At 70.0% G+C, this 25,526-nt stretch carries 15 protein-coding genes and 1 pseudogene; 9 read left to right on the top strand and 7 right to left on the bottom strand.

Annotated elements, in window-relative coordinates:
- Positions 1 to 138: 138 nt before the first annotated feature.
- Complete coding sequence (locus OHS18_RS46825; RefSeq protein ID WP_328615155.1) at positions 139 to 5,871, bottom strand: RHS repeat-associated core domain-containing protein; 5,733 nt, start codon at positions 5,869 to 5,871, stop codon at positions 139 to 141.
- Between the two features lie 812 nt (positions 5,872 to 6,683).
- On the opposite strand from OHS18_RS46825, the gene OHS18_RS46820 reads away from it, so the two are divergent.
- Positions 6,684 to 6,992, top strand: a complete 309-nt coding sequence (locus OHS18_RS46820) for a hypothetical protein (protein ID WP_328615154.1) — start codon at positions 6,684 to 6,686, stop codon at positions 6,990 to 6,992.
- 247 nt (positions 6,993 to 7,239) lie between these two features.
- Here the strand turns inward: OHS18_RS46820 and OHS18_RS46815 are convergent, their stop codons facing one another.
- From OHS18_RS46815 to OHS18_RS46790, 6 genes are all read right to left on the bottom strand, one after another.
- Complete coding sequence (locus OHS18_RS46815) at positions 7,240 to 8,763, bottom strand: C40 family peptidase (protein WP_328615153.1); 1,524 nt, start codon at positions 8,761 to 8,763, stop codon at positions 7,240 to 7,242.
- A gap of 28 nt (positions 8,764 to 8,791) precedes the next feature.
- Positions 8,792 to 10,324: a glycoside hydrolase family 19 protein gene (locus OHS18_RS46810; RefSeq protein WP_328615152.1), complete on the bottom strand. Its 1,533-nt coding sequence runs from the start codon at positions 10,322 to 10,324 to the stop codon at positions 8,792 to 8,794.
- A gap of 175 nt (positions 10,325 to 10,499) precedes the next feature.
- The gene (locus tag OHS18_RS46805) at positions 10,500 to 10,967 is read right to left on the bottom strand and encodes a low molecular weight protein-tyrosine-phosphatase (protein WP_328615151.1); all 468 of its coding nucleotides are present in this window, start codon (positions 10,965 to 10,967) and stop codon (positions 10,500 to 10,502) included.
- A gap of 6 nt (positions 10,968 to 10,973) precedes the next feature.
- Positions 10,974 to 12,464 carry a hypothetical protein gene (locus tag OHS18_RS46800; RefSeq protein WP_328615150.1) on the bottom strand — a complete coding sequence of 497 codons (1,491 nt, stop codon included), beginning with the start codon at positions 12,462 to 12,464 and terminating at the stop codon, positions 10,974 to 10,976.
- Positions 12,465 to 12,496: 32 nt separating this feature from the next.
- Complete coding sequence (locus OHS18_RS46795; RefSeq protein ID WP_328615149.1) at positions 12,497 to 14,797, bottom strand: alpha-N-acetylglucosaminidase; 2,301 nt, start codon at positions 14,795 to 14,797, stop codon at positions 12,497 to 12,499.
- Positions 14,794 to 17,922 (bottom strand): AfsR/SARP family transcriptional regulator, encoded by a 3,129-nt coding sequence (locus OHS18_RS46790; protein WP_328615148.1) that lies wholly within the window; start codon positions 17,920 to 17,922, stop codon positions 14,794 to 14,796. The genes OHS18_RS46795 and OHS18_RS46790 overlap by 4 nt, the downstream gene beginning before the upstream one ends.
- Positions 17,923 to 18,526: 604 nt before the next feature.
- Between OHS18_RS46790 and OHS18_RS46785 the strand changes: the two genes are divergently transcribed.
- The 8 genes and pseudogenes from OHS18_RS46785 (at position 18,527) to OHS18_RS46750 (ending at position 25,471) form a co-directional block, all read left to right on the top strand.
- Positions 18,527 to 18,784, top strand: a complete 258-nt coding sequence (locus tag OHS18_RS46785; RefSeq protein WP_328615147.1) for a hypothetical protein — start codon at positions 18,527 to 18,529, stop codon at positions 18,782 to 18,784.
- Positions 18,785 to 19,032: 248 nt separating this feature from the next.
- A pseudogene (locus OHS18_RS46780) lies at positions 19,033 to 19,418 on the top strand (restriction endonuclease).
- 149 nt (positions 19,419 to 19,567) lie between these two features.
- Entirely contained in the window at positions 19,568 to 20,329 is a 762-nt protein-coding gene (gene fabG, locus OHS18_RS46775) for a 3-oxoacyl-ACP reductase FabG (RefSeq protein ID WP_328458032.1), read from the top strand.
- Between the two features lie 5 nt (positions 20,330 to 20,334).
- Entirely contained in the window at positions 20,335 to 20,787 is a 453-nt protein-coding gene (locus tag OHS18_RS46770) for a MaoC family dehydratase (protein ID WP_328615145.1), read from the top strand.
- Between the two features lie 157 nt (positions 20,788 to 20,944).
- Positions 20,945 to 21,967 (top strand): phosphotransferase family protein, encoded by a 1,023-nt coding sequence (locus OHS18_RS46765; RefSeq protein WP_328458036.1) that lies wholly within the window; start codon positions 20,945 to 20,947, stop codon positions 21,965 to 21,967.
- Positions 21,967 to 23,190 (top strand): acyl-CoA dehydrogenase family protein, encoded by a 1,224-nt coding sequence (locus OHS18_RS46760; RefSeq protein WP_328615144.1) that lies wholly within the window; start codon positions 21,967 to 21,969, stop codon positions 23,188 to 23,190. The genes OHS18_RS46765 and OHS18_RS46760 overlap by 1 nt, the downstream gene beginning before the upstream one ends.
- Positions 23,187 to 24,371 carry an acyl-CoA dehydrogenase family protein gene (locus OHS18_RS46755; protein WP_328615143.1) on the top strand — a complete coding sequence of 395 codons (1,185 nt, stop codon included), beginning with the start codon at positions 23,187 to 23,189 and terminating at the stop codon, positions 24,369 to 24,371. Before OHS18_RS46760 ends, OHS18_RS46755 begins: the two co-directional genes overlap by 4 nt.
- On the top strand, positions 24,368 to 25,471 hold the full coding sequence (locus OHS18_RS46750) for an acyl-CoA dehydrogenase family protein (RefSeq protein WP_328458042.1): 1,104 nt from the start codon (positions 24,368 to 24,370) through the stop codon (positions 25,469 to 25,471). Before OHS18_RS46755 ends, OHS18_RS46750 begins: the two co-directional genes overlap by 4 nt.
- Positions 25,472 to 25,526: the final 55 nt, after the last annotated feature.

Here is a 25,526-nt window from a genome sequence, read left to right as displayed (position 1 = left end):
CCACCGGCGTGGCTCGCCGGTTCGCTCTGGCCGGGCTGATTCACTAGTCGCGACAGCGCTGAATGGCGATCGACTCGACCTGGATCAAGAACCGAGTCGATCACCAAGACCGCGTTCGCGCTACGCGGGCGCGGGCCGTCAGGAGAACGGCGAACGGCCGACGGAATTCCCGATGACGCCGGGCGCCGGCGGGGGGTCGTCGACGACGTTGACGTAGCGGTACGCCTGGTAGTTGTCGTTCGCGTGGCTGTCGAGGGTGGGGTCGTTGATGTTGGCCGTGGCGCGCTTCACCGGGGTCGCGCCGAACGAGTAGTACTCGAAGTTCCCCTTGTCGTCGAGCCACTTGTGGAAGAGCAGGACGTGTTCGGTGGTCGAGTTCAGGATGTCCCCGGCCTGGAGCTGGGAGCGGTCGATCTTCTCTCCGTAGTAGGGCAGGGTGTACGTGCTCGCGCTCCAGCTGAGGTGGAAGGCCATCGAGACGTACCCGGAGCAGTCGCGGCGGTAGACGCGTCCGTCACCCGGTCCGGGTGAGAAACCGTTGTCACCGGGGGCGAAGTTGTCCGGGTCGTAGTACGGCCCGGGCTTGTGGTCGACCCAGTACTGCGCCCGGGCGATGATCTCCGACCGGGTGATCTTGGGTTCGTTCTCGGGGTCGCACTTGTTGCCGTCCGCCTTCTGGCAGGAGAGGCCCGTGCGGTCGACCTGGTTCACCGGGTCGTTCGCGGCGTAGGCGTACCGGTTGAGGCCGATGGTGTCTTCGCCGTCGATGGTGGGGTCGGGCGAGATGAACCGGCCGAGCTGCGGGTCGTAGTAGCGGGCGTTGAGGTACACCAGCCCGGTCGAGTCCTGGCGTTCGGCGATGAAGCCGCGCGACTCGAAGGGCAGCGACCCGCCGGCCGACAGGACCTCGCCGAAGGGCCGGTACTTCTTGCGGTGGACCTCCACCCCCGCGGCGTCGGTCTCGGCCTGCACCGAGCCCTGGATGTCGGTGTGCACCCAGTACTTCGTCCCGCCGTCGACCCGGGCCACCGGCGTGCCCTCGATCGAGACGTACTTGGTGGTCGTGCCGGCGGTGACGTTCACCTCGTAGTCGACGCCGAGGTAGCGGCGGGTGACCCCGCCCTCGACCTGCTGGAGCCGGGTGTCGTCGGCGTCGTAGGTGAACGTCGACGTGACACCGCCCTTGACGACCGAAGCGAGCAGCCCGTCACCGTTCCAGGTGAGGGTGCGGCCGGCGCCGGAGGTCATGTTGCCCGCCGCGTCGTAGGTGTAGGCGTTCCCCCCGGCGGTGCTCACCGCGTGCGGGTGCGCCGGGTCGTAGGCGTAGGCGCCGGTCCGGGAGTTCGAGGCGATGTTGCCGGCCGCGTCGTAGGTGAGGGACTGGTTGTTCGCCGGGCCGGCGTCGTCGGTCGCGCTGGTGAGCCGGCCGCCGTCGTCGTAGGTGTAGCTCCAGCTCTCGTCGGGGAACGGGCTGGTGACCTTCGTGATGTTGCCGCTCGCGTCGCGGGTGAACTTGTTGTCCTGCACGACGTTCGCGCCCGACTTCGTCTCGATGCCGGTGAGCCGGCCGCGTTCCGCGTCGTGCGGGCGGGTGGTCGTGGTGCCGTTGGCGTTGGCGATCCGGGTCACCTTGCCGTCGGCGTTGTAGGTCGCCGAGGTGACGTAGCCGGGGATCGCCGTGAGCCGGCCCGCGCTGTCGTAGCGCAACGGCGCCGCCGCGGTGCCCTGGGTGTCCCCGTCGGGGTAGGTGGTCCACAGCTTGCGGTCGCCCGCGTCGAAGCCGTACCGGAACTCGTAGCTCGTGCCGCCCACGGTCCGCACGGTCTTGACGGTATGGCCGAGGGCGTCGTAGTCGAACGTCCGGGTGCCGGCCGCGTCCGTGTTCGCGGTGACCTTGCCGACGTTGGCGTAGCCGGCGCGGACCTGGTCGTAGGTCCAGGACACCGTCGCGGCGGACGCGGTGCCCGCGTTGGTCGTCTTGCCGGTCTTGCGCCCCAGCTTGTCGTTGGTGAACGTCGTGCGCTGGTTGTTCGCGTCGGTCTGCGCGACCGCGCGGCCGGCGTCGTCCCACTCGTAGGCGGTGACGCCCTTGTCCGGGTCCGCCACCTTCGTCTGCCGTCCGAACGAGTCGGTGGTGTAGGTGATGACGGCCCCGGACGGGTCGGTGGACTTCGCGAGGTTGCCCCGCAGGTCGTAGTCGTACCGCGCGGTCACGGCCTTGCCGCCGACCGTCTCCTGGCGCTCGGCGCGCTTGCCGTAGGCGTCCAGGCGGTCGGTCGCGGCGTGGCCGTTCTCGTCGGTGCTGGTGGTCGACCACGGGCCGTAGCTCTTGGTCTGGACCGCGCCACCCGGCAGCGTGGTCTTGACCACCCGGTCGAGCCCGTCGTAGGCGGTGAGCGTCGGGTACGTCACCGGCTGCGCGGTGCCCGCCACCCAGTAGTAGGGCGCGGTCTTCGACGCGACCTGACCGCGGGCGTTGTACGCCGAGTCGACGTAGATGTCCCCGGTCGCCGCGTCCGGGCCCTTGGCCGCGGTGCGGTACGGGCGCTGCAGGCCGTCCACGTAGCGGCGGCTCCACTGCGGGGTGCCCGTCCCGTCCGCGGCCGGCTTCTCGACCTGCTCGTACTGCTTGGCCGGATCGCCGACGTCCACCCACTTGTGGCGTTCGAACTTGCCGCCGGGCTGGGTGGTTTCGGCCGCCCGGCACAGCGGGTCGTAGGTGACCGTGGTCGCCTGCTGGTTGAGGTCGTTCACCCGGGTCGGCGTGCCGCAGACGGGATCCCACGTCGCGTCGACCGTCTGGGACAGCGCGTTGGTCTCCGAGGTCTGGAAGCTGTGGTACGTCGGGTCGTAGCCGAGTGTGGTGCGCCCGCCGAGCGCGTCGATCTCGGCGGTGAGGTTGCCCCACGCGTCGTACTCCTTGCCGGTCCCGACGAACGCGTCCCGGGTCGAAAGCCACTGGGCCGACGACGTCGCGTAACCGGCCGCGGGAGCCTGGTCCCACGCCGCGCCGTCGTACCCGGTGCGGGTCTCGCTGAGCTTCGTACCCCCGGCGCCGACACCGGCCACGACCTTCACCGCGGCCGGCTTGTCCACGATGTAGGCGGCCGTGTTGGGCACGAACGTGGTCACCGTCGTGCGCTCGTCGCCCGCCTGCTCGTTGTCGCCGTTCTCGATCTGGGTCACCACTTCGCCGTAGGCGTTGTACGCACGGCTCGTGTAGGTGCGCTTGCAATCCGTTCCGGGGCACACCGCGCTCTTGCCGGTGTACGCGGTCTCCATCGTGCCGGTCGACAGCGCCGTCCTCGGCACGGTCGTGCCGTTGGTGACGTAGTCGGTGGCCGTCGAGCTCAGCAGCGCGCCGTCGCCGCCGTGGTTCTCGGCGCGCTCCGGCTGGCCGATCGCGGCGAGGTCCTGGCGGAACGTCGTGTCGACGTACGGGCACTGCGTCTCGCCCGCGTTGCACGGCTTGGTCTCCCGCTGCGTGCGGAACCCGAGGAACGTGCGCTCCGGGTGGTGGTACGCACCGCCGGAGTAGCTGTAGTTCGTGGTCGCGGCGCCACCCGGGCCGGCGTCGTCGGTCACGGCGGACACCGTCTGGGTCAGCGGCGGGTTGTTCGTGTTCACCCACGCCGACGACGGCTTGTAGCTCACCGACGTCTTGTCGCCCCACTCGTTGGTGCGGGAGGTCAGCACGTCGGTCGCCGCACCACCCATGTTCCAGATGTGGCGCCCCTTGTTGAGGCCGAAGTTGGTGTTGTAGAGCTCCACCATCTCCGTGCGCATGTCGCCGTTGACGTCCATTTCGAGGAAGTCGCTGGTGCAGGTGCCCTTGCTGCAGGAGTAGGTGCCCATCGTCGGGTCGCTCGCGCCGGGCGTGAAGCCGGAGCCGGTGGACAGCCAGATGTCGCGTTTCGTCGACGCCCCCAGGAATCCCGGGGAGAGGGCGACCATGTCCATCCGGTGGTCGCCGTTGACGTCCATCACGAGCTGCTTGGATGTCTCGGCGTAGGCCATGCTCGTGTCGGTGGCGCCCAGTTTGTAGCTGTAGCCGGTGGAGAGCCACGTCCGGCGGGTGTACGTGCCGAACAGCGGGTAGAGCTCGACCATGTCGACTTTGTCGTCGTCGTTGACGTCCATCATCAGGAACCGGCTGCCGGCGCCTTCCGCGTTCGGCGCGCTCCAGGAGATGCCGGAGTCGGCCGCCCCGGAGACGAAGCCGGTTCCGGTGGACAGCCAGATGTGCCGGTTGCCGGCGCCGAAGAGCGCGGGCGACAGTTCGACGAAGTCGGTCTTGCCGTCGCCGTTGACGTCGGCGGGCTCGAACTGCCGATTCGCGTCGTAGGCGATGCCGGCGTCGTTGGAGGCGAGGGTGAAGGTGGTGCCGTCCGAAAGCCACGTCGCGCGGCAGTAGTTCACCGGGAAGATGCCGCAGGAATACAGTTCCAGGACGTCGGTCTTGCCGTCGCCGTTGACGTCCATCGGGAGGAAGCGCGCGTTCGCGTCGTTGCGGCCCTGGGCCGCGCCGGTCGAACCCGCCGTGAAGCCGGTGCCGGTGGACACCCACAGCTGCCGCGCCAGACCCAGGCCGGAGGGGGAGAACTCCAGCAGGTCGGACTTCCCGTCACCGGTGAAGTCACCGGGCAGGTAGCGCGCGTTCTCGTTGAGCGACGTCGCGCCCTCCGCCGACGCGAGCGTGAAGTCGGTGCCGTTGGACAGCCACGTCTTGCGTTGGTAGGTCCCGAAGTTCGGCCACAGCTCCAGCATGTCGGTCTTGCCGTCGCCGTTGATGTCCATCGGGAAGTCTTTGGCGGTGTTGTTGTTGCCGGTGAACGCCGGGTTGTTGTTGCCGGAGACGAACGCGGGCGCGCCGGCCTGGTAGGTCGCCGTCACGGGTGGCATCGCGGTGCCGCCGGTGACGGTGCCGGCGGCGTCCAGGACGGCGTCGGTGCCGAACTGCTGCACGGCCGACAGGAGTGACCGTCCCGTCGCGTCACTGGTGGCGTAGGTCAGCTTGTACGCGCGAACCCGGCTGCCGCTCACGCCCACGTCGATGGTCTTGATGCGGCCCTGGACGGTCCGGATGCCGCCGTTGCCCATCGCCCGCAGGTCGGTGTCGGTGCGCTGCTCGTAGGTGAACTTGATCGTGGTCCCGTTGTAGGTGACCGAATCGAGGTATTCCCAGCAGCACGCGAACAAGTTGGCCGCCCAGTTGTAGGTGACCGTGTTGCCCTTCGTGTCGATGACCTGGCTCAGGCCCCACCGGTAGACGAGATCGGTCCCGGCCGACAGCACCGGCGCGTAGACGCGCTTGACGCCGTCCTTCGCGGTCAGGGTCCACCGGCTGGCGGCCCCGGTTCCGGTCAGCGCGAACTTCCGGAAGGACTCGTTCTTGGTCGAGTGCGTGCCACCGGAGGTGCAGCTCGGGCTCACGCTGCCGGCGACGCAGGGCACGAGCTCCTCGCCGTCCGCGAGGTAGACGTCCGAGCCGTCGTAGCGGGGGGCACCCTTGCCGGTGCCGGCCCGTTCGATCTCGCTGAGGCCGCTCAGCGTCCAGCCGACCCCGGCCAGCCCGTTGAGGGCGGACGAATCGTAGGCCAGCGAGAACTGCGGGGTGATGTCGTGGAAGGCCGGGACCCGGATCGCGATCGAGTCGGTGAACGTCCCGTTCCCGTCGACCTGCCACGACTTGTCGGGCACCTGCGGCTCCGGCGTCTTGGCGACGTCGGCGAGCGAGGTGCGCTCCTTGTCCTTGGCCGGCTGGCCATCGGCGGGCGCGGTCACCGCCCCCGCGGTGCCCACACTGCCGGCAAGCAGCACGACAACGACCAGAAAACCGCGCAGCGCGCGGCCGACTCCTACCGACCCCATGGCCTGACCCCTCGGCACTCTCGGAGTGGACGGGCACACCGTCCAGGGCGACTGTGCCGTCCGGCCTTGATCCGTCGGCGTGATCGAACCGATGGTACATCGCAGTCCGTGCACGTGAAAGGGCCTGAGTCACGACGGAGTTACGGATCGCTACCTCGCCCGTGCTACCTCGATCACGCACAGTCAGCAATCCGCACCTCGACCACCTGCGACTCGCCGTGACGCCGCACTTGCGTGACGTAGTCGAACAGCCGCGGCCCCACAGGCTGTCCACGGGACGCCCGAACAGGGTCTTGAGTACGTCGTTTCGGTTCGACACAGGTATTCGCGTGACGGCGTCACAACCGTAACAACCGACATACGCTTAAGCAGGCGGCCTTTCTGCCGTCACACGCCCAGCGGCAGCGTGACGCGAGTTCGAAGAAGCGCTCGCGTTGCTCTACACCCGCGACGGGTGCACCGCCCGGTCGCCGGACGGGGCCAAGATCGTGCTGCAGGCCAAGCGATACACCACCACGAACAAGGTCACCAGCCCGCAACTGTAGCGCTTCGGCGGCACCTGCACCGTTCTGCTGCGGGAGAAAGGTGGCAAGAACCGCCGTCAACCCGTCTCGCCGACTCTGATCAACGCGCTGTTCGAGCACGTCGGCTCCCGCGTTGCCAGTCACGCCCCGGACGACCAGGTACTGCGCCCGCGCAACGGCGTTGCGCTCCGCTACCACGACTATCAGACGTTCTGGCACCGGATCTGGCGGGTTCTGCCGTGGGCCAGAACGCTAGGAGTTACGTCGCACTGGCTGCGATACACGACGTTGACCTGGGTCGAGCGCTCATTCGGCTACGCCGTCGCGGCCGCGTACGCCGGCTCCCAGGTACCGGACCACGACCAGTGGCCGGGGAAGATCCAGCGGAAGTCGTCGGCCATCGCGTCGGTCAGCGCCCGCGCTTTCCCCGCGGCCAGCTGGTCGAAGATCTCCCGCAGCAGCTTCGCGTTCCGTTCAGCGTGCCAGCAGGATGGGCAGAAATCAGGCCGTCAGTTGGCAGAGGCCACCGCTTCGCTGCTGAAGGCACCCGAGGAAGCGATCGTCCACGCCGTCACCGACGAGGCGAGGCAACGATGACAACTACGCGCCACCCCGGCCGAGACGACGCCTGGCCTCGTGCCGACCGCCGACCGCGAAGTCGTCTTCAGGACGCGGCGATCGACTCCTCAAGACGGCGGCGACGCAGGTCCAGCTCATCGCTACCGCGGCGCGGTCTGAAGCGCACGCGCTCGTTCGAACCACGTCGCGATCGACCGCTTGGGCAGGGGCTTTCAGCACGCCGGTGGCCGGTGCGCTCCCGCTCCGGCCACCGGTGTCGGCAGAGTCAGCCCGTGATGGGACGGTTCAGGTCGGCGCCGATCTGGAAGCTCGTCACCGAGTCCGGGTTCACCGCGATCCAATCGGCATCGAGGTCACCTTCCTTCACCTCGAGGTCGTCGCCCCGCAGTACGGCGATCCGGTCGCCGTCGAGCTGGAAGCCGGTCACGTCGCCGCTCAGGTGGACGATGTCCGCGTCGAGGTCGCCGTCCTTGGCGTAGAGCTCGCCGCCCTCGGCGAAGGCGATGCGGTCGGTGTCGAGGTGGAACGCGGTGACCGAGTCGGTGTCCACCGTGAACCAGCCGGGATCGAGGTCGCCTTCCTTCACCATCAGTTCGCCCGCCCCGGTCAGCGCCGCGAGGCGGTCGCCGGAGAGCTGGTAGGCGGTCGCGTCGACCTCTTGGTCCACCGACGGTGCGTCGAGCTCGCCTTCCTGGGCGAACAGCGCGGTGCCCTCGCGGTAGGCGATGCGGGTGCCGTGCAGCTGGAAGTCCGTGACGCCGCCGCCCGCGATCGTCGTCCAGCCGGGATCGAGGTCGCCTTCCTTGACCTTCAGCTCGCCGTCGGGGGTCAGGACGCCGACGCGGTCACCCTCGATCTGGAATGCCTTCACCACCGCGTCCTGGTGCACGATCGGGCCGTCGAGCTCACCCGCGACCACGTACAGGTCGGTGCCCTCGGTGAACGCGATCCGGTCGCCGTCGAGCTGGAAGTCGGTGACCGAGTCGGGGTCGACGGTGTACCAGTCGGGGCCGAGGTCACCTTCCTTGACCAGCAGGGAACCGTCGTTCTTCAGCACCGCCAGGCGGTCCCCCGCCATGACGTACTTCTTCACGTCGGACGCCTGCCATTCCGGCAACGCGTCGAGGTCGCCGTCCTTCGCCCACAGTTCGCCGCCCTCGGTGTAGGCGACGCGCTGCGAGCCGGGCGCCGGACCGCTCGACGTGCCGCCCTCGAAGAGGCGGACCGCGCCGTAGTAGTCCCCGTGCGAGGACGCGGCGGAAACCCGGACCAGCGCGCCGGAGTTCGGTGCCTCGACGATCCAGCCGTCACCGAGGTACATCGAAATGTGGTGCAGGTTGCCGGGAGCGGTTCCGTACAGCAGCAAGTCACCCGGCAGCAGCGGGTCGTAGCCCTCGGAGCTCATGAACCGGTCGACGACTCTGGACGACTGCCACTGGGTGGTGGTGATGCCGTTGATGATGTCCTCGCCCACGGCCAGCGCGTAGGCGTAGCGGACGAACCCGGAGCAGTCGAGGCCGCGGACGTTGCAGTCGTTCGGGGCGTTGTTGCCGGGATCGCACAGGCCGAACGACGGGCCGGGCGCGCCGCCGTGGCCGCCGCCCCAGGAGTACGGGACGCCGATCTGTTCGCAAGCGCTCTCGACGGCGGCCACGGCCTCGGCGGCGGCCCCGTCGGCGAACACCCCGCACGCGGGGGCAGCGGAGGCCGGCGATGCGGCGGCGAGGTTCAGGGCGGTGGTGCCGAGCCCGACCGCGGCGGCGAGCGCCAGCCGGAAGACCTTCTTCATCTCGGAAGTCCTTTGTAGAGTGACGGGATCAGGGACGAACGCAGTTGATGTGGCCGTCGGGCAGCTCGCCACCGTTGAAGTAGCGCAGCGCGGCCTGGAAGTCGGAGCAGCGCTCGGCGTCCTCGCGGGTGTCGTACTGGTAGCCGATGTAGCTGTCGATGAGGCCCATGTTCAGGTTGTCGGCGGCGTTGTTGCTGTCGGCCCGGTTGACGGTCCAGTACCAGCGGGCGAGTGTGGCGCTGTACTGGAGGGAGGCGGCGGCGTCCGGGTCGGCGAGCAGGTCGTAGCCGATCCAGGCGCCGGCGGGGCCGTAGTTGAAGTCGTTGGTCAGCTGGATGAAGCCGCGCCCGCGGTAGCGCTCGGAGTGACCGCCTTCCCCGGCGTTGTAACGGAAACCGCTCTCGTTGTGCAGGGTGGCGAGGAACGCCGCGACGCGAGCCGTGTTGGTGATCTCGCCTTCAGCCATGGCTTGGTTGAGGCTGTCGAGACCCTCCTCGACGATGTCCTCTTCGGCGATGAAGCCGTAGATGGCGGTCAGGTCGGCGAGCGTCACGATCGACCCACCACCACTTCGGTGCGGTGCGGCGAGCAACTGCACGGCGGTCGCGCTGTCCTCGTCGGCGGTGAACCAGCCGGGTTCGAGGTCGCCCTCCTTGACCAGCAGCTCACCGTTCTTGATCACCGCGACCCGGTCGCCGACGAGGTCGAAGGCGGAAACGCCTTCTTCCTGGCGGAACGACTCGGCGTCCAGTTCCCCCTCCTGGGCCCACAGGTCGGTGCCTTCGAGGTAACCGATGCGGTCGCCGTCGAGCTTGAAGTCGGTGACCCCGCCGGCGATCTCGGCCCAGCCGGGCTCCAGGTCGCCGCCCTTGACCTGGAGAAGGCCGTTGCTCTGCAACGTGCCGACCCGGTCGCCGCTCAGCGCGAACTTCTTGACGTCGATCTCCTGCAGGATCGACTCGGCGTCGAGCTCGCCTTCCTGGGCCCAGAGCTCGGTGCCCTCGGTGTAGGCGATGCGGTCGTCCTCCAGCTGGAAGTCCGTGACGTTCGTGGCGCTGATCACGGCCCAGTCCGGGCCGAGGTCACCTTCCTTGACCTGCAACACGTTGTCGGTGGTGATGATCCCGATGCGGTCGCCCTCGATCTGGAACTTCTTCACGTTGTCGGCCTGGGGCACGATTTCGCCGTTCAGCTCACCGTCGACGGCAAACAGGGCGTTGCCCTCGGTGAACGCGATGCGCCCGTCGCGGATCTGGAAGTCGGTGACCGAGTCGGGGTCGACGGTGTACCAGTCGGGTCCGAGGTCACCTTCCTTGACCAGCAGGGACCCGTCCTTCTTCAGCACGGCGATCCGGTCACCGTCGAGCTGGAACTTCTCGACGCCGGACTCCTGGGGTTGCCACTCCGCGTCGAGGCCGCCCTCCTTGACGAAGAGCGTGTCGCCTTCCAGCACAGCGATGCGGTCCTCCTGACCGGTCGCCGCCGCGGCGGGCAGGGCAGGCGCCACGAGCAGGCCGGCACCGACGGCTGATGCCAGTATCATGCGCAGGAACTTGGACATCGGGTGGAGCTCCCTTTCACTCGTGCTGACGGCTCTCACTGTCGGAAGTGAGCTTTCCCCGCGGCGTTGACGCCGTCGTGACGCGCTGACGACGGGCCGCGTCACCGGAAAGCACCCGCGGAAAAGAAAAAGGTCGCGAGCGGACAGTCCGCTCGCGACCTTCGGAGGAATGGTTCTATTCGTGACGCACCCTGGCACACACCCAGTCGAGCAGGGCGGGCACGGCCGTTTCGATCGTCTGGAGAACTTCGGCGTACTCTCTCGGCCCGCCGTAGTACGGGTCCGGCACGTCGACGTCGTCCCTCGCCGCCGGGTCGAACGAGCGCAGCAGCCGCACGCGGCTCAGGTCGGCGACCAGTCCGCGCAACGTCCTCGCGTGCCCGGAGTCCAGTGCCAGCAACAGCGACGCGTTCAGGTGGTCGCTGCCCAGCGGGGTGGCCACGTGCCCGGTGGGGTAGCCGCGGCCGGCCAGCACGGCGGCGGCCCTGCGGTCGACGGGTGCGCCCGCCTGCCACAGCCCGGTGCCCGCGCTGGTGACCCGAACCCTGCCGTCGAGCCCGCTGCGGGACAGGTGCTCCCGGAAGACCAGCGCCGCCATGGCGGAACGGCAGGTGTTGGTGCTGCACACGAAGCAGACGTGCATGGGGCGCTACCCGAGCAGACCCTCGCAGGCGGCCAGCACGAGCGCTTCGGTGCTGTCCGGGGATGCGGGGTCGCTGCCGGGCGCCGACGCGTTCAGCGGGCACGGCCACCCGTAGGAGAGCATGCCGCTGCCGTAGCCGGCGATCCAGGGGTCGTCGTTCCAGCCGGCCTCGTAGCCGACGTGCAGGTCACCACCCGCCCACAGGATCCGGTCGGACGGCACGTAGCACTGCGTCTCGTTGACGTAACCCATGATCCACAGGTTGCCGACGCCGGCGTCCTGGGCGAGGGCGTTGATCATCACGTGGTAGTCGCTGACCACCTCGTGGGCCAGTCCGAGGACGGTCAGCCCGCCCATCCGCCAGCACTGCAACGGCATCGGGATCGACGCGGGCAGGCTGCCCGCGTCGAGCTGCCCGATCATCAGCCGGGCGTGCCGCACCTCCGCCTGCCCGAGGTGACCGTCCAACCTGGACTCGAACCTGGCCCGCAGCTCGGCCCGGACACCGTCGTCGGTGGTGTCGACGGCGAAGGGCAGCGCGATCTCGGTCAGCTCGGTCGTGATGGGACCCGCCACGTCGGTGAAGTCGCCCTGGTTGACCGTGTCGATGACGGCGGAGGCGAGCGTCTGCCCGAGTTCGCCGGTCGGCAGCGGGAGCGGGTTCTGATCGCCCGCGGTGCCCTGGAAGAACAACGCCATGGCGCCGAGCTCCTGCTCGATGATCTCCGCGGCCACGCCGACGAAGTCGCTATGGAACTCGAACGGCGCCCGCCCGCACGACACGGGGTGCGTCGCGCAGCCGAACAGCACGGCGAGCAGGCCGCCGTCCTGGAAGTCGCGCACGGCGACGACCGGGACATCGGTCAGCACCTGGTCGAGACCGACCCGGTTGTAGCCCAGCTCCGCCGAACCTTCGGCGAAGTGCAGGGTCGCCGGGATGGGTGTCTCCCGCACGGTTCGCTCGACCAGGTCGGTGAGCAGGTCCATGAACACGTACGTCGATCCGTTGATGGCGTCGACGTCGGCGTCGTTCAGGTTCAGCACCACCTTCGGGTCGGGGTGGGTGTCGCCGATGAACGGGCCGTTGTGCGTGTGGCTGGCCACGATCATGAAGTCCGAGCTGCCGACCAGGCCCCGTTCGTCGCACACCTGCCTGCGCAGCTCCTGGTGCACGTCACGCGGGATGCTCACCACATCCACCCGCAGCAGCACGTTGACCGAGCCGTTGTCGTGGATCGCGATGCAGTGCGCGCGCAGCGGGTGTGCCGGAGCCGGGTCCGATGCGGAGGCGCCGCGCGGGTCCCAGCCGTAGCCGCCCATCCAGAGACTGGGCCAGTCCGGCACGTGCGGCGTGATGTCGAGTTCGTTGTAGGCCACCGCGAACTTGCTCGCGGACGCGGCTGACGCGGTGGCCGTGCCGGCGAGCCTGGTGGTGACCACGGCGGTCGCGGCGAGCAGCCCGCCTCGCAGGATCGAGCGACGACTGATTCCGGGCATGACGAAACTCCAAGAGGGGTGGTGGGCGGACTTCAGACCGGGTCGCCCGCGAGCTCGGTCGCGATCCGGGAAGCAACGGTGTAGGGGTCGCCGACGGGCTCGGTGGCGTGGGCCTCGGTCTGCTGGGTCCAGGCGAGACCGAACCGGTCCCACTCGTCATCGAGGCTCGGCTCGTTGCCCGAGGTGATGGTGCCGGGCAGCGCGTCCAGGAACTTCTGCCACCTCGGCCGGTAGTAGCCGCCGAGCAAGCCGTGCCAGTCGCGGTTCGCGTAGTCGTGCAGCCCGGTCGCCCCGAGGGTCTTCGAGGTCCAGATGGTGAGGATCGACCGCGCGTGCCACTCCAGGATGCCGCGCTCCTCGGCGTCCGCGCCCCACGACTTCGCCTGCTCCAGCCACGGACCGAGCAGCCAGTTGCGGTCGGTGGCGAGAATTTCCGACGACAGGTCGAGCGCGCGCAGGAACCGCTGCGAGTGGCGCGAAACGCCGGCGCGGTCGCGGGCTTCGTAGGCCTCGCGGAGCTGGTCGAGCAGCAGCCGGCCGCGGTTCGCGAGCACCTGCCGGGTCACGTCGACCAGGTCGTAGCGGTATGTCGCCGACGTGCGCAACGCGGGTGCGACGGCCAGGATCTCGCCGAGCACCGGCGCGAACTCGGCCGGATCGTAGCGCCAGTTGTCCGGCCCGAAATTGCTGGCGGAGGTCAGGTTCAGCGTCGGCCACGCGGCGAACGGCGTCTCGAAGGGACCTTCCCCCTCGGAGTGCCCGGTCGCGGCGAACGAGTACGCGGTGCGCAGCAGGATCCGCCACGCCGCGGTGGCGTGCGGGTCGTCGGCACCGTAACGGCGCCGGGCGTAGCCGAGGATCCATGGTTCCAGGTCGACCGCGCCGCGCCGCCAGGTCATCTCGCTGAGCAGGTCCGCGACGACCGGGTTGTGGTGCGTACCCTCCAGCGCCATCGCGCTGCCGACGAGCCGTTTGCGCTCCGGCGAGGTCCGCACCGCCGGGAACGTCCGGCCCGGTTCGGTCAGGTTGCCGAACATGCCGAGCCTGCCGCCGAAGTTCTGGATGGTGCCCCAGCACCACGGCACGCCCCAGTACGCCTCGGTCGCCTCCCACTTGCGGCTGTCGTCGGAATCGAGGTCGAGCACCACGACCCGGTTCTCGTCGACCGCGTTGAGCACGTCCAGCTGCGGGTTGTCCTGCCAGCCCTGCATCAGCCAGATCGCGCCCGGCACGGCCTTCTCCAGCTCGTCCTGCACGGCCTTGGCCGCCTCGCCGAGGTCCGCGCCGTCCAGCATCGCGGGCAGGTCATCCGTGCCGACCTCGTGGAACAGGTCGTTCGAGTAGTGCGTCGTGGTACCGAACCGGTCGGCCTGCGCCTCGTAGAACCGTTGTGCCACCTCGGGGTAGAGGGCCTCGGTGGTGTCGAGCCAGTACGGCCGGGGGTGGCCGGAGTAGTCGCCCTGGGCGGGGATGTGGGTGTCCGGGTGCAGGTCGGCGAACACCTGGTCCGGCACGTGCCCGGCGAACGCCGGGAACACCGGGGTGATGCCCAGCTCCCGCATCCGCCCGACGATCCGCAGGCCCAGCTCGGCCCGCTTTTCCAGCAGGGCGAGGCTGACCGGGCCGCTGAACGACGACGCGCCGTCGTCGTAGCCCGTCGTCTCGCCGTACCACTGCCACGGTTGCATCGCCGGCTGCGAGATCCACTGGCGCACCTGCAACTCGGTCATGCCGAAGTCCTGGAAGGTCTCGTACCAGACCATCTCCTGGCCGATCAGCGCGAGCGCCCGGTTCGTCCCGGCCGCCGCGAGGAGGTCGATCTCCCGTTCCCACTCCGACCAGCCCCAGAACGGGGTGGTGTACCCGAAGACGGTGAAGTTGTAGGCGTAGCGTTCGGTCAGCTCGGTCGACTGGCGGATGGTCGCCGCCGGGGTGGGTAGTGTGGCGGGCAGCGCGATCCGGTCGCCGTTCGCCGACAGGTGCTGGCCGGCCACGTACTTGAGCCACCAGTGGAACGCCGACAGGGTCGCCACCGCGCTGGTGCCCGCGAAGATCGGCCTTCCCTCGAACTCGCGGACCTCGAACGCGTCGGCTTCGCCGGCCTGCGGAGCGAGCTGGCGGAGCCCGATGAGCCCGTCCACGTCCCGGCCGAGCAGCCGGGCGATGGCCGCGCGGACGAGCGGGCCGTCCGCGGGCACGCCGGCAGCCGTGAGGACGTCGGCCTGTGCGGACGCTGCCCGGGCGGCGCCCGCGCCGAGCAGTGCGGTCGCCATGGTGCCCGCGAGGAAGCTGCGGCGCGAGATGCTGTGCATGGTGTCGGTTCCTGTCGTCACCGGACTGGGGTGTGCACATCCTCTTGAGCCGTCGTGACGTCCTGTTGACGCGGCGTTGACGCGAGTCCCATGGCGGATTTCATCGCCGTCGCCTCGGCGTCGTGCCGCCGGGCCCGTTCGGCCAGGCCCAGTGCCTGCTCGACAGCCGCGAGCACGGCCAGCGCCTGGGCCTCGCGCAGCCGGAAGCCCGTCGACCCGGCCAGCTCCAGCGCCTGCTCGACGTGGTGGAGCCCGTCCTCGGGCGGCAGGGTGCGGCCGAGGCCGATCAAGGCCGTGATCTCGCCCTGCCGGTAGCCCGCGCTGCGGCTGATCGCCAGCGCAGACGTGTGCTTGGCCAGCGCGGCCTCCTGGTGACCGGTGCGGTGTTCGACCGAGGCGAGCGTGTTGAGCGCGTCGGCTTCGTAACGCAGGTTGCCGGTCTCCACGGCCAGCTCCAGCGCCTGCTCGCAGTACCGGCTGGCCGCGGCGTAGTCGCCCGCCTCCCGGTGGGTCGCGCCGAGGTTCTGCAGCACCTCCGCTTCATCGTGGCGTGCTCGCAGCCGGTGGTACACGGTCAACGCGGCGTGGTGGTGCGTGAGCGCCTCGTCGATACGGCCCTGGCGCAGGCGCACGCCGCCCAGGTTGTTGCGCGCGGTCGCGCCCGTGTGAGCGAGACCGGCCCGTTCGCACAGCGCGAGCGCCTCGGTCAGGTGGGTGTTCGCCTGGTCGAGCTCGCCGCGTTCCAGGTGCATCGTGCCGAGGTTGACCAGTGCGGCGGCCTCCAGCCGTTCCTGCCCCAGCTCACGGCTCGCCGCGAGCGCCTGCGCGGAGTGCGTGAGCGCCGTGGGCAGGTCTCCCCTCTCCAGGTGCACCACACCGAGGTTGCCCAGCGCCACCGTCTCGCCGATCCGGTCGCCGGTATCGCGGTGCCCGGCCAGTGCCCGGCCGAGGTCCTCGATCGCGGCCCGGTAGTCACCGCGGCTCCAGAACAGCATGGCCTTGCTGTTGCGCAACCACGGCTGCACCCCCCGCTCCCCCGCCTTCTCGGCGGCGGCGAGCGCGGTGGTCGTGACGGTGAGCAGGTCGGCGTCCAGCCGGCGCGAGTGCAGGTGACCGCGGACGGCGTCGGCCAGGTACCAGGTGTACTCGGGCGCGACGCCGGCCGATTGCCGGACCGCGGCGACCAGGTTCGCGCGTTCCCCGTCGAACCAGGCCGCGGCGTCCACGTGGTCCGAGAGGTGCGGCACCAGCGGTGGCACCTCCGGCACGGGCCGGGGAAACCGGACCAGTGTCGGGTACAGCAGCTCCGCGGCGGCGTCCGCAGTGCGCAGGTAGTACTCGTATACCCGCCGCAACGCCTGCGTGCGGGCCACCGCGTCGTCCTCCTCCTGCGAGGTCGTCACCGCGTAGAGCCGCAACAGGTCGTGGAACTGGTAGCGACGCGGCTCGTACTGCTGCACCAGGCTCGCCGCGGCCAGCTGTTCGAGCAGCCGGGTGGCGGTGCCGAACGGAACGCTCAGCAGCGCTGCCGCCGTGGGCGCGGCGAAGTCCGTGCCGGGCACGAGGCCGAGCAGCCGGAACAATCGGGCGGAGTCCGGCGTGAGCGCGCGGTAGGAGGGCACGAACGCCCCACGCACGGCCGCCGACTCGTCGCCGTCGACGGCCAGCGCCGCCAGCCGGTCGTCCTGGCGCAGCTCGGCCACGTAGTCGGCGACGTTCGGCCGCGGCCGGCTGGACAGGTTGGCCGCCGCGATCCGCAGCGCGAGCGGCAGGCCACCGCACAATGCGGCCAGCTCGCCGCCGGCCACCGGGTCGTGGTCGATCGCGTGGCCCGCGATGCCGGCGATGAGCGTCCGGGACTCCTGCTCGGACAACACGTCCAGCACGACCCGACGCGCGCCTTGCAACGCGGTCAGCCCGCGCAGCTCGCTGCGGCTGGTCACCAGCACCGAACACCGCGCTTCGGCGGGCAGCAGCCTGCGCACCTGGTCGGCATCGGCGGCGTTGTCGAGCACCACCAGTACCCGTTTGTCGGTGAGCAGCGAGCGGTAGAGCAGCTCCTGCTCGTCCTGGTCGAGCGGCACCCGTTCGGCGGACACGCCGAGCGCGCGCAGGAAGTAACCCAGTGCCTGGCCGACCGTCGCCGGCGGGCTGGTCGAGTATCCGTGCAGGTTCACGTGCAACACGCCGTCGGGGAACTCCCACCGCAGCCGCCGCGCCAGGTGCACGGCCAGCGCCGACTTGCCGACCCCCGGCGACCCGGACAGCACCACGATCGGCGCGGCCGTCACGTTCCGGCCGGTGAGCAACTCGGTCGCGAGGGCGATCTCGTCCGCGCGGCCGACGAAATCGCCGATGTCCGGCGGCAGAGTCGTGGTCGCCGCCACTCGCGGGGCCGGCGCGGGCGCGGCGTCGAGCGCAGGGTCGTTGCGCAGGATCGCGTCGTGCAGGGTGCGGACCTCTTCGCCGGGCCCCAGACCCAGTGACTCGGCCAGCAGCACGTCGAGGTCGCGGTACACCTGCAGTGCGTCGGCCTGCCGGGCGGCGCGGTAGAGCGAGAGCATGAGGCTCGCCCAGAACCGTTCCCGGAGGGGGTGCTCCGCGGTCAGCGCGCGCAGCTCACCCACCAGTTCGTCGTGGGCACCCAGCTCGAGGTCGGCCTCGATGCGCTGCTCCAGCGCCAGCAGCCGGCGTTCGACGAGCGTGGGCACCTCGTCGCGGTGCAGCAGTTCCGACGGCGCGTCCACCAGCGCCGGCCCACGCCACAGCCCCAGCGCCCTGCGCAGCAGCGCCGACCGGGGTTGGGCCGCGGACGTCTGCCGTGCCTGGTCGATCAGGTCCGCGAACCGGAAGAGGTCCACTTGGTCCTTCGGCACGTCGAGTACGTAGCCGCCGGGAACGGTCTGGATCGTGCTCGCGTCACCGAGCGCCTGCCGCAGCCGCATCACGTATGCTTGGCAGGTCGTGCGCGCCCCGCCCGGCGGGGCCTCGTCCCACAAAGCCCCGATCAGCCGTTCGACCGACACGGTCTCCCCCGCACGCAAGGCCAGCGCGCTCAGCACGACCCGGTGCTTGGCGGCGGCCAACGGAATGACCACGCCTTCGCGGCGCACCTCGAGTGGCCCCAGCAGTGCGAAGCTCCACATGCGTCATCCCCCCGAGCAAGCGCTGAAGCTGATCCTGGTGCAGGGCTCCGCGCCGGTCAACAGCTCCGCCCACGCCAAGACGGGCACCGGCACCCCGGACCCGCCCATCCCGCCGTCGTCGACAGCGGACCTATGCGGATCGCCGAGCTGCCGGCCTGCATCGGGTGACCACGTCCCCGGCAGAAGCGTTCACAGCTCCCCGGGGAGCTGTGAACTTCATCCCATCGACGGTCCCTGACGTGCCCCTTTCCTCATCGACCGACGGGATACACCGGGGCAGTCAGGCGTGCTCTTTCGGGCGATCCGCCTCCCAGCGTTCGCTCTCTTCCCGGCGGTCCCGGCAACCGGCCCCCGCGTTCGCCCCGTGATGCCGTCTTCTCGTGGAACGTCGTGCCCGCCGGCGCGGAAACAGGCAGGTCGCAGCGGTATTCCGCACTACGACGAGCCGTCCACCCGATCAACGGTCGTTCAAAGCGCAGCAGCCTGGCCGGGTCCGGACGAGCGCGTCACCGCATGCCTGCCACAACTGGCATACGCCCAGGTAGGCGGCCTTTTCTGCCGGAAGCCGGGCTCGGCATCTGGGGAAGCCGAAGGAATCGGCGCGATGACCGTCCGGATGCACATCGACCTGGACAAGGTCCACCTCATTGTCGACGGCCGGCGACACCGCGCGAGCCTCTCTTCCGCGCCGGCTCCCGGCGAAGAAATCGACATGTTCTGCGGCCTGACGGACAGCGTCTCCTTCACGACGGCGCCCGAGCAGCTCGTCCGGACGTGCTGGCCCTGCGACCTGCACTACCGGCGCGCGCTCGGGCTGGCCATCCCGCCGACGCACCACAACTCCTCCGGCCGTGAACGGTGAAGAGGCCACGCGTGACCCGTCGACAGGTCACGGCCAGAGCCCGCCGACGACGATCCGTGCTCGTCGCGGCCGTCATCTCCCTGACCGCAGTCGAGCGCGTCGTCACCGCCTATCCCGTCGCCTCGGCGATAGTGGGCGCCGGGATCGCCGGCGCCCTCGGATACGTGTTGCCGGCGAGGTGGCGCCTCAGACAGCTGGCATGGCAGGTGAAGATCGCGCAGACTCGGGAAATCGACCGTTACCACGCGATGAGCCCCGGCGAGCTCGAAGAAGCGCTCGCGTTGCTCTGCACCCGCGACGGGTGCACCGACGTCGAAGTCACCGGCAAAGCCGGCGATCTCGGCGCCGACGTGACCGCCCGGTCGCCGGATGGGGTCAAGATCGTGCTGCAGGCCAAGCGGTACGCCACCACGAACAAGGTCACCAGCCGCAACTGCAGCGCTTCGGCGGCACCTGCTTCACCGTTCACCACGCACGCGTCGTCGCCATTTCGACCACCTCGACGTTCACCGAAGCCGCCCACGGCTACGCCAGGCACACCGGGATCCGGCTGTTCGACACCTTCGCTCTCACTGCCTGGGCGAGCCGCACCCGGCCGGCGCCCTGGGAAGCGCCCCAGGTGGGTGTGACGTAGGCCACCGGGCAGGTTCGACCAGGCGGTAGGCCGGAAATCTGCGTACGTTGACATCGAAACGGCGGCCCTCTTGCGTAGTCAGCCTGACCGACTGCTTAGTAGGCTCGCGAGCGGCAACCAACCGCTTCTCAACGACGAGGAGGTCCTCCGTGACCGATTCCCCTTCCCGTGTCGCCGTGGTCACCGGGGCCGGCCGTGGCATCGGGGCCGCTGTCGCCGCCCGGCTGGCCGCCGATGGCTTCGCCGTCGGGCTGCTCGACCTGGACGAGGCCGGCGTCAAGCAGGGTGCCGACGCGATCATCGCCCAGGGTGGCAAGGCCGTCGGCGTGACACTGGACGTCAGTGACGCCGAGCAGGTCGACGCCGCCGTCGCGCGGGTGGCCGAGGAGCTCGGCGCGCCGACCGTGTTGATCAACAACGCCGGCATCACCCGCGACAACCTCATCTTCAAGATGACCGAGCAGGACTGGGACTCCGTGCTCGGCGTCCACCTCAAGGGCTCGTTCCTGATGACCCGCGCGGTCCAGAAGCACATGACCGCCGAGAAGTGGGGCCGGATCGTCAACCTGTCCAGCACCTCGGCGCTCGGCAACCGCGGCCAGGTCAACTACTCGGCGGCCAAGGCCGGCATGCAGGGCTTCACCAAGACCCTCGCGATCGAGCTGGGCAAGTTCAACGTCACGGCGAACGCGATCGCCCCCGGCTTCATCGCCACCGACATGACCGCGGCGACGGCCGAGCGGGTCGGCATGTCGTTCGACGACTTCAAGGCGGCCGCCGCGTCGCAGATCCCGGTGCAGCGCGTCGGCACCCCGGACGACATCGCCAACCTGGCGTCGTTCCTGGTGAGCGACGGCGCCGGGTTCATCTCGGGCCAGGTCATCTACGTCGCCGGCGGACCGAAGGACTGAGGCGGATGCGCGAATTCGAGAACCTCGACGCCTTCGCCGCCGCGGTCGGCGAACACCTCGGCTACAGCGACTGGTACACGATCACGCAGGAGCGGGTGAACCAGTTCGCCGAGGCCACCGACGACCACCAGTGGATCCACGTCGACGAGGCGATGGCGGCCGCGGGCCCGTTCGGCGGCACCATCGCCCACGGCTTCCTGACGCTCTCGCTGCTGTCGGCGTTCGGGCCGAAGATCTACAAGGTCAACGGCATCAAGATGGGCATCAACTACGGCCTCAACAAGGTCCGCTTCCCGCAGCCGGTGAAGGTCGGCTCGAAGGTGCGCGCCGGGGCCGAGCTGGTCGAGATCACCGACATCGAAGGCGGCAAGCAGGCGGTCTCGCGGTGGACCGTGGAGATCGAAGGTGCGACGAAGCCCGCGTGCGTCGCCGAATGGGTGACGCGCTTCCTCGCGTGACCCTCCGTCACGACGACGTCACTTTCATAGGGAAAGATGCGTCCAAGGCCCCTCAAACGCATCTTTCCCCACGAAAGTGACGGTTTACCAGGTCTACTTTTCAGGACATACCGACTAGTCGGTATCATTCGATGGTGTCAGAGCTTGAGGAGGCTGGATGAGCACCGATCCGCCGGGTCTCGACCTGGGCAAACTGCGGGCTCACCTGGACGCGCACCGGCCCGGGCTCGTCACCGGGGAGCTGACCGCGGACGTCGTCGAAGGCGGCCGGTCGAACCTCACCTACGTGGTGGGCGACGGCCGGTCGCGCTGGGTGGTGCGCCGCCCGCCGCTCGGGCACGTGCTCCCCACCGCGCACGACATGACCCGCGAGTTCCGGGTGATCTCCGGGCTGCGCGACACCCCCGTGCCGGTGCCCGAGGCGCTCCTGCTGTGCGAAGACGCGGGCGTCATCGGCGCGAACTTCTACGTCATGAGCTTCGTCGAGGGCACGCCGTACCGGACCGCGGACGAGCTGGCCGCACTCGGCGCCGGGCGCACCCGGGCCATCGCCGACGCGCTGGTCGACACGCTCGTCGACCTGCACGCGGTGGACCCGGCCGCAGCCGGGCTGGGCGACTTCGGCCGCCCGGAAGGTTTCCTGGAGCGGCAGCTGCGGCGGTGGAAGAAGCAGCTCGACGCGTCCCGCAGCCGCGACCTGCCCGGCATCGAGGAACTGCACGACCGGCTCGCCGAAGCCGTGCCGACGTCGGGGAAGCCGTCGATCATCCACGGCGACTACCGGCTCGACAACGTCCTCGTCGACGGCGACGACAAGATCTCCGCCGTGCTGGACTGGGAGATGTCGACGCTGGGCGACCCGCTGACCGATCTCGCGCTGCTGGTGGCCTACGCCGAGCGGGACAAGGTGTCGCTGCCGTTCGTGTCGAACGCCAGCTCGGCGCCGGGCTACCCGGCCACCGACGAGGTCGTCGCCCGCTACGCCGAACGCTCGGGGCGCGACGTCTCGCAGCTCGACTGGTACGTCAGCTTCGCCTTCTTCAAGCTGGCCGTGATCCTGGAAGGCATCTACTACCGCTACAGCAAGGGCCAGACGGTCGGCGCCGGGTTCGAAGGCGTCGGAGCCGGGGTCGCGCCGCTCATCTCGCACGGCAACGAGATTCTCAAAGAGGAGAAGTAATGGACTTCGCGTTCGACGCCAAAACCGAGGAGCTGCGCGCGAAGCTCCTCGAGTTCATGGATTCCCACGTCTACCCGGCCGAGGCGGTGTTCGAGCGGCAGCTCGCCGAGCGCGACGACCCGTGGGCCATCCCGCCGGTCATGGACGAGCTCAAGGCCGAGGCGCGCAAGCGCGGCCTGTGGAACTTCTTCCTCCCCGGCGACCACGGCGCGGGCCTGACGAACCTGCAGTACGCGCCGCTCGCCGAGATCACCGGCCGCAGCATCCGGCTGGCCCCGACCGCGGTCAACTGCGCCGCGCCCGACACCGGGAACATGGAAGTGCTCTCCATGTTCGGCAACGACGAGCAGCAGAAGCAGTGGCTGGAACCGTTGCTGAACGGCGAGATCCGCTCCGCGTTCGCGATGACCGAGCCGGACGTCGCCTCCTCCGACGCCCGCAACATCGAGACCAGCATCCGCCGCGACGGCGACGAGTACGTCGTCAACGGCCGCAAGTGGTACATCTCCGGCGCGATGAACCCGGCCTGCAAGATCTTCATCGTGATGGGCAAGACCGACACCGAAGCCGCGCCGCACAAGCAGCAGAGCATGATCCTGGTCCCGCGCGACGCCCCGGGCCTGACGGTCAAGCGCGGCATGCACGTGTTCGGCTACGACGACAGCGACCACGGCGGCCACGCCGAGGTGCTCTTCGAGGACGTCCGCGTGCCGGTCGAGAACCTCATCGCCGGCGAGGGTGACGGCTTCGCGATCGCCCAGGCGCGGCTCGGGCCGGGCCGGATCCACCACTGCATGCGCGCCATCGGGATGGCCGAGCGCGCACTGGAGCTGATGTGCCGCCGCGCGATCTCGCGTGAGGCGTTCGGCAAGCCGATCGCGCAGCAGGGTGTCGTGCAGGACTGGATCGCCGAGTCCCGGGTGCGCATCGAGCAGCAGCGGCTGCTGGTCCTCAAGACCGCGTGGCTGATGGACACCGTCGGCAACCAGGGCGCGCACACCGAGATCCAGGCGATCAAGATCTCGACGCCGTCGGCCGTCGAGTGGATCCTGGACAAGGCCGTGCAGGTGCACGGCGCCGGCGGCGTCAGCCAGGACTTCCCGCTGGCCGCGATGTGGGCGGGCAACCGCACGCTGCGCCTGGCCGACGGCCCGGACGAGGTCCACAAGCGGTCCCTGGCCCGCCGTGAGCTGAAGAAGTACCTGTCGGAGGGCGCGAAGTGACTGTCACCGCCGAAGAACTGACCGGCCAGGTCACCGAGTTCCTGGCCGCGCACGACCCGAAGACGACGGACCGGATGGAGTTCCTGCGGGCCCGGTACGACGCGGGTCTCGCCTGGATCCACTTCCCCGCCGGGCTCGGCGGGCAGGACGCGCCCCGCGCACTGCAGTCCGTTGTGGACGGCCTCTTCGCCGACGCCGGCGCGCCGGACAACAACCCGCGCCGGATCGGCATCGGCCTGGGCATGGCCGCGCCGACGATCCTCGCCTTCGGCACGCCGGAGCAGCGCGAGCGCTTCCTGCGTCCACTGTGGACCGGCGACGAGGTGTGGTGCCAGCTGTTCAGCGAGCCGGGCGCCGGCTCCGACCTGGCCGCGCTGGGCACCCGCGCGGTGCGCGACGGCGACGACTGGATCGTCACCGGCCAGAAGGTGTGGACGTCGGGCGCGCACGAGTCGCAGTGGGCGATCCTGGTCACCCGCACCGACCCGGACGTGCCGAAGCACCAGGGCATGACGTACTTCATGTGCGACATGACCGCGCCGGGCGTCGAGGTCCGGCCGCTGCGCCAGATCACCGGCGAGGCCGAGTTCAACGAGGTGTTCCTGACCGAGGTCCGCATCCCGGACACGCAGCGCCTCGGCGCCGTCGGCGAAGGCTGGAAGGTCGCGCAGACGACGCTGATGAACGAGCGCGTCGCGATCGGCGGGCACGTGCAGCCGCGCGAGGGCGGCCTGGTCGGGATCGTCGCCAAGACCTGGCGCGAGCGTCCCGAGCTGCGCACGCCGGAGCTGCGGGACCGGCTCGTGCAGCGCTGGGTCGAGGCGGAGTCGCTGCGGCTGGCCGGCACCCGGCTGCGTCAGCAGCTCACCGCCGGCGCGCCCGGTCCCGAGGGCTCGGCCATGAAGGTCGCGTTCTCGGAGCTGAACCAGGCGCTCACCGGCCTGGAGGTCGAGCTGCTCGGCGAAGAGGGCCTGGCCTACGACGACTGGTCGTTCCGGCGCCCGGCGATCGTCGACTTCACCGGCCGCGAGGCGGGGTACCGCTACCTGCGCGCCAAGGGGAACTCCATCGAGGGTGGCACCTCGGAGGTGCTGCGCAACATCATCGCCGAGCGCGTGCTGGGTCTCCCGTCGGAGCCGCGCGTCGACAAGGACGTCGCTTGGAAGGACCTGCCCCGATGAGTCAGACACAGCCTGATCTGCTGTATTCCGAGGTCGAGGAAGACCTCCGGGCTTCGGTCCGGGACCTGCTCAAGGCCAAGGCCGACGCGGCCACACTGCTGGCGCGGGTCGAGACGGCCGAGGGGTACGACCTGAAGCTGTGGCGCACCCTGGCCGCCGACCTCGGGGTCGCCGGGCTGGCGGTGCCGGAAGAGCGCGGCGGGCACGGCGCGTCGGCCCGCGAGGTCGCCGTCGTGGCCGAGGAGCTGGGCCGCAGCGTGGCGCCGGTGCCGTTCCTGGGCAGCGTCGTGCTGGCGACGACGGCGTTGCTGCACACCGACGACGGTGAGTTCGTCGGCCGGCTGGCCGCGGGCGAGGCGATCGGCGCGCTGGCCGTGCCGCTGTCGACGACCCCGGGGGCGGGTTTCCCGTCGTCGGTGACCGCGTCCGGCGGGACGCTGACCGGCCGCGTGGGCACGGTCGCCGACGCGTCGGTGGCGGACCTGCTGGTCGTCCCGGCCGCCGGCCCGGACGGCCCCGCGCTGTACGTCGTCGAGGCGTCGGCGGCGACGATCACGGAACTGGTGTCCTTCGACCTGACGCGGCGCGTAGCCGACGTCGTGCTGGAGAACGCGCCGGCGACGCTGGTGGCCTCGGGTGAGCAGGCCGCGGCCGCGTTGGAGCAGGCGCTGCTCGCCGGCGCGGGCATCCTGGCGTCGGAGCAGACCGGGATCGCCGAGTGGGCGCTCACCGAGACGGTGCGCTACCTCAAGGGCCGGTACCAGTTCGGCCGCCCGGTCGGCGGCTTCCAGTCGCTCAAGCACCGGCTGGCGAACCTCTACACCGACCTGGTGCTGGCCCGCGCGACCGCCCGCAACGCGGCCGACGCGCTGGCTTCAGGCGTCGACGTGCCGATCGCGGTGTCGGTCGCCCAGGCCCGCAACGCGCCGATCGCGGTGAAGGCGACCGAGGAGGCCATCCAGCTGCACGGCGGCATCGGGATGACCTGGGAACACCCGGCGCACCTCTACCTGAAGCGCGCCAAGGCGGACGAGATCGCGCTCGGCACCCCGGGCCGGCACCGCGCCCGCTTGGCCGACCTGGTCGACCTGCCCGCCTGAGCCGGCCCCTCCTGCTCCCGGTCCGGTCCGTGAAGGCCTCCTTGAGGGACTCTGA

It is taken from the genome of Amycolatopsis sp. NBC_00355, assembly GCF_036104975.1.
In the GTDB taxonomy this organism is placed as follows: Bacteria; Actinomycetota; Actinomycetes; order Mycobacteriales; family Pseudonocardiaceae; genus Amycolatopsis.
Note: the sequence above shows the minus strand (reverse complement) of the source record. Positions and strands in the feature narration are given on the sequence as shown.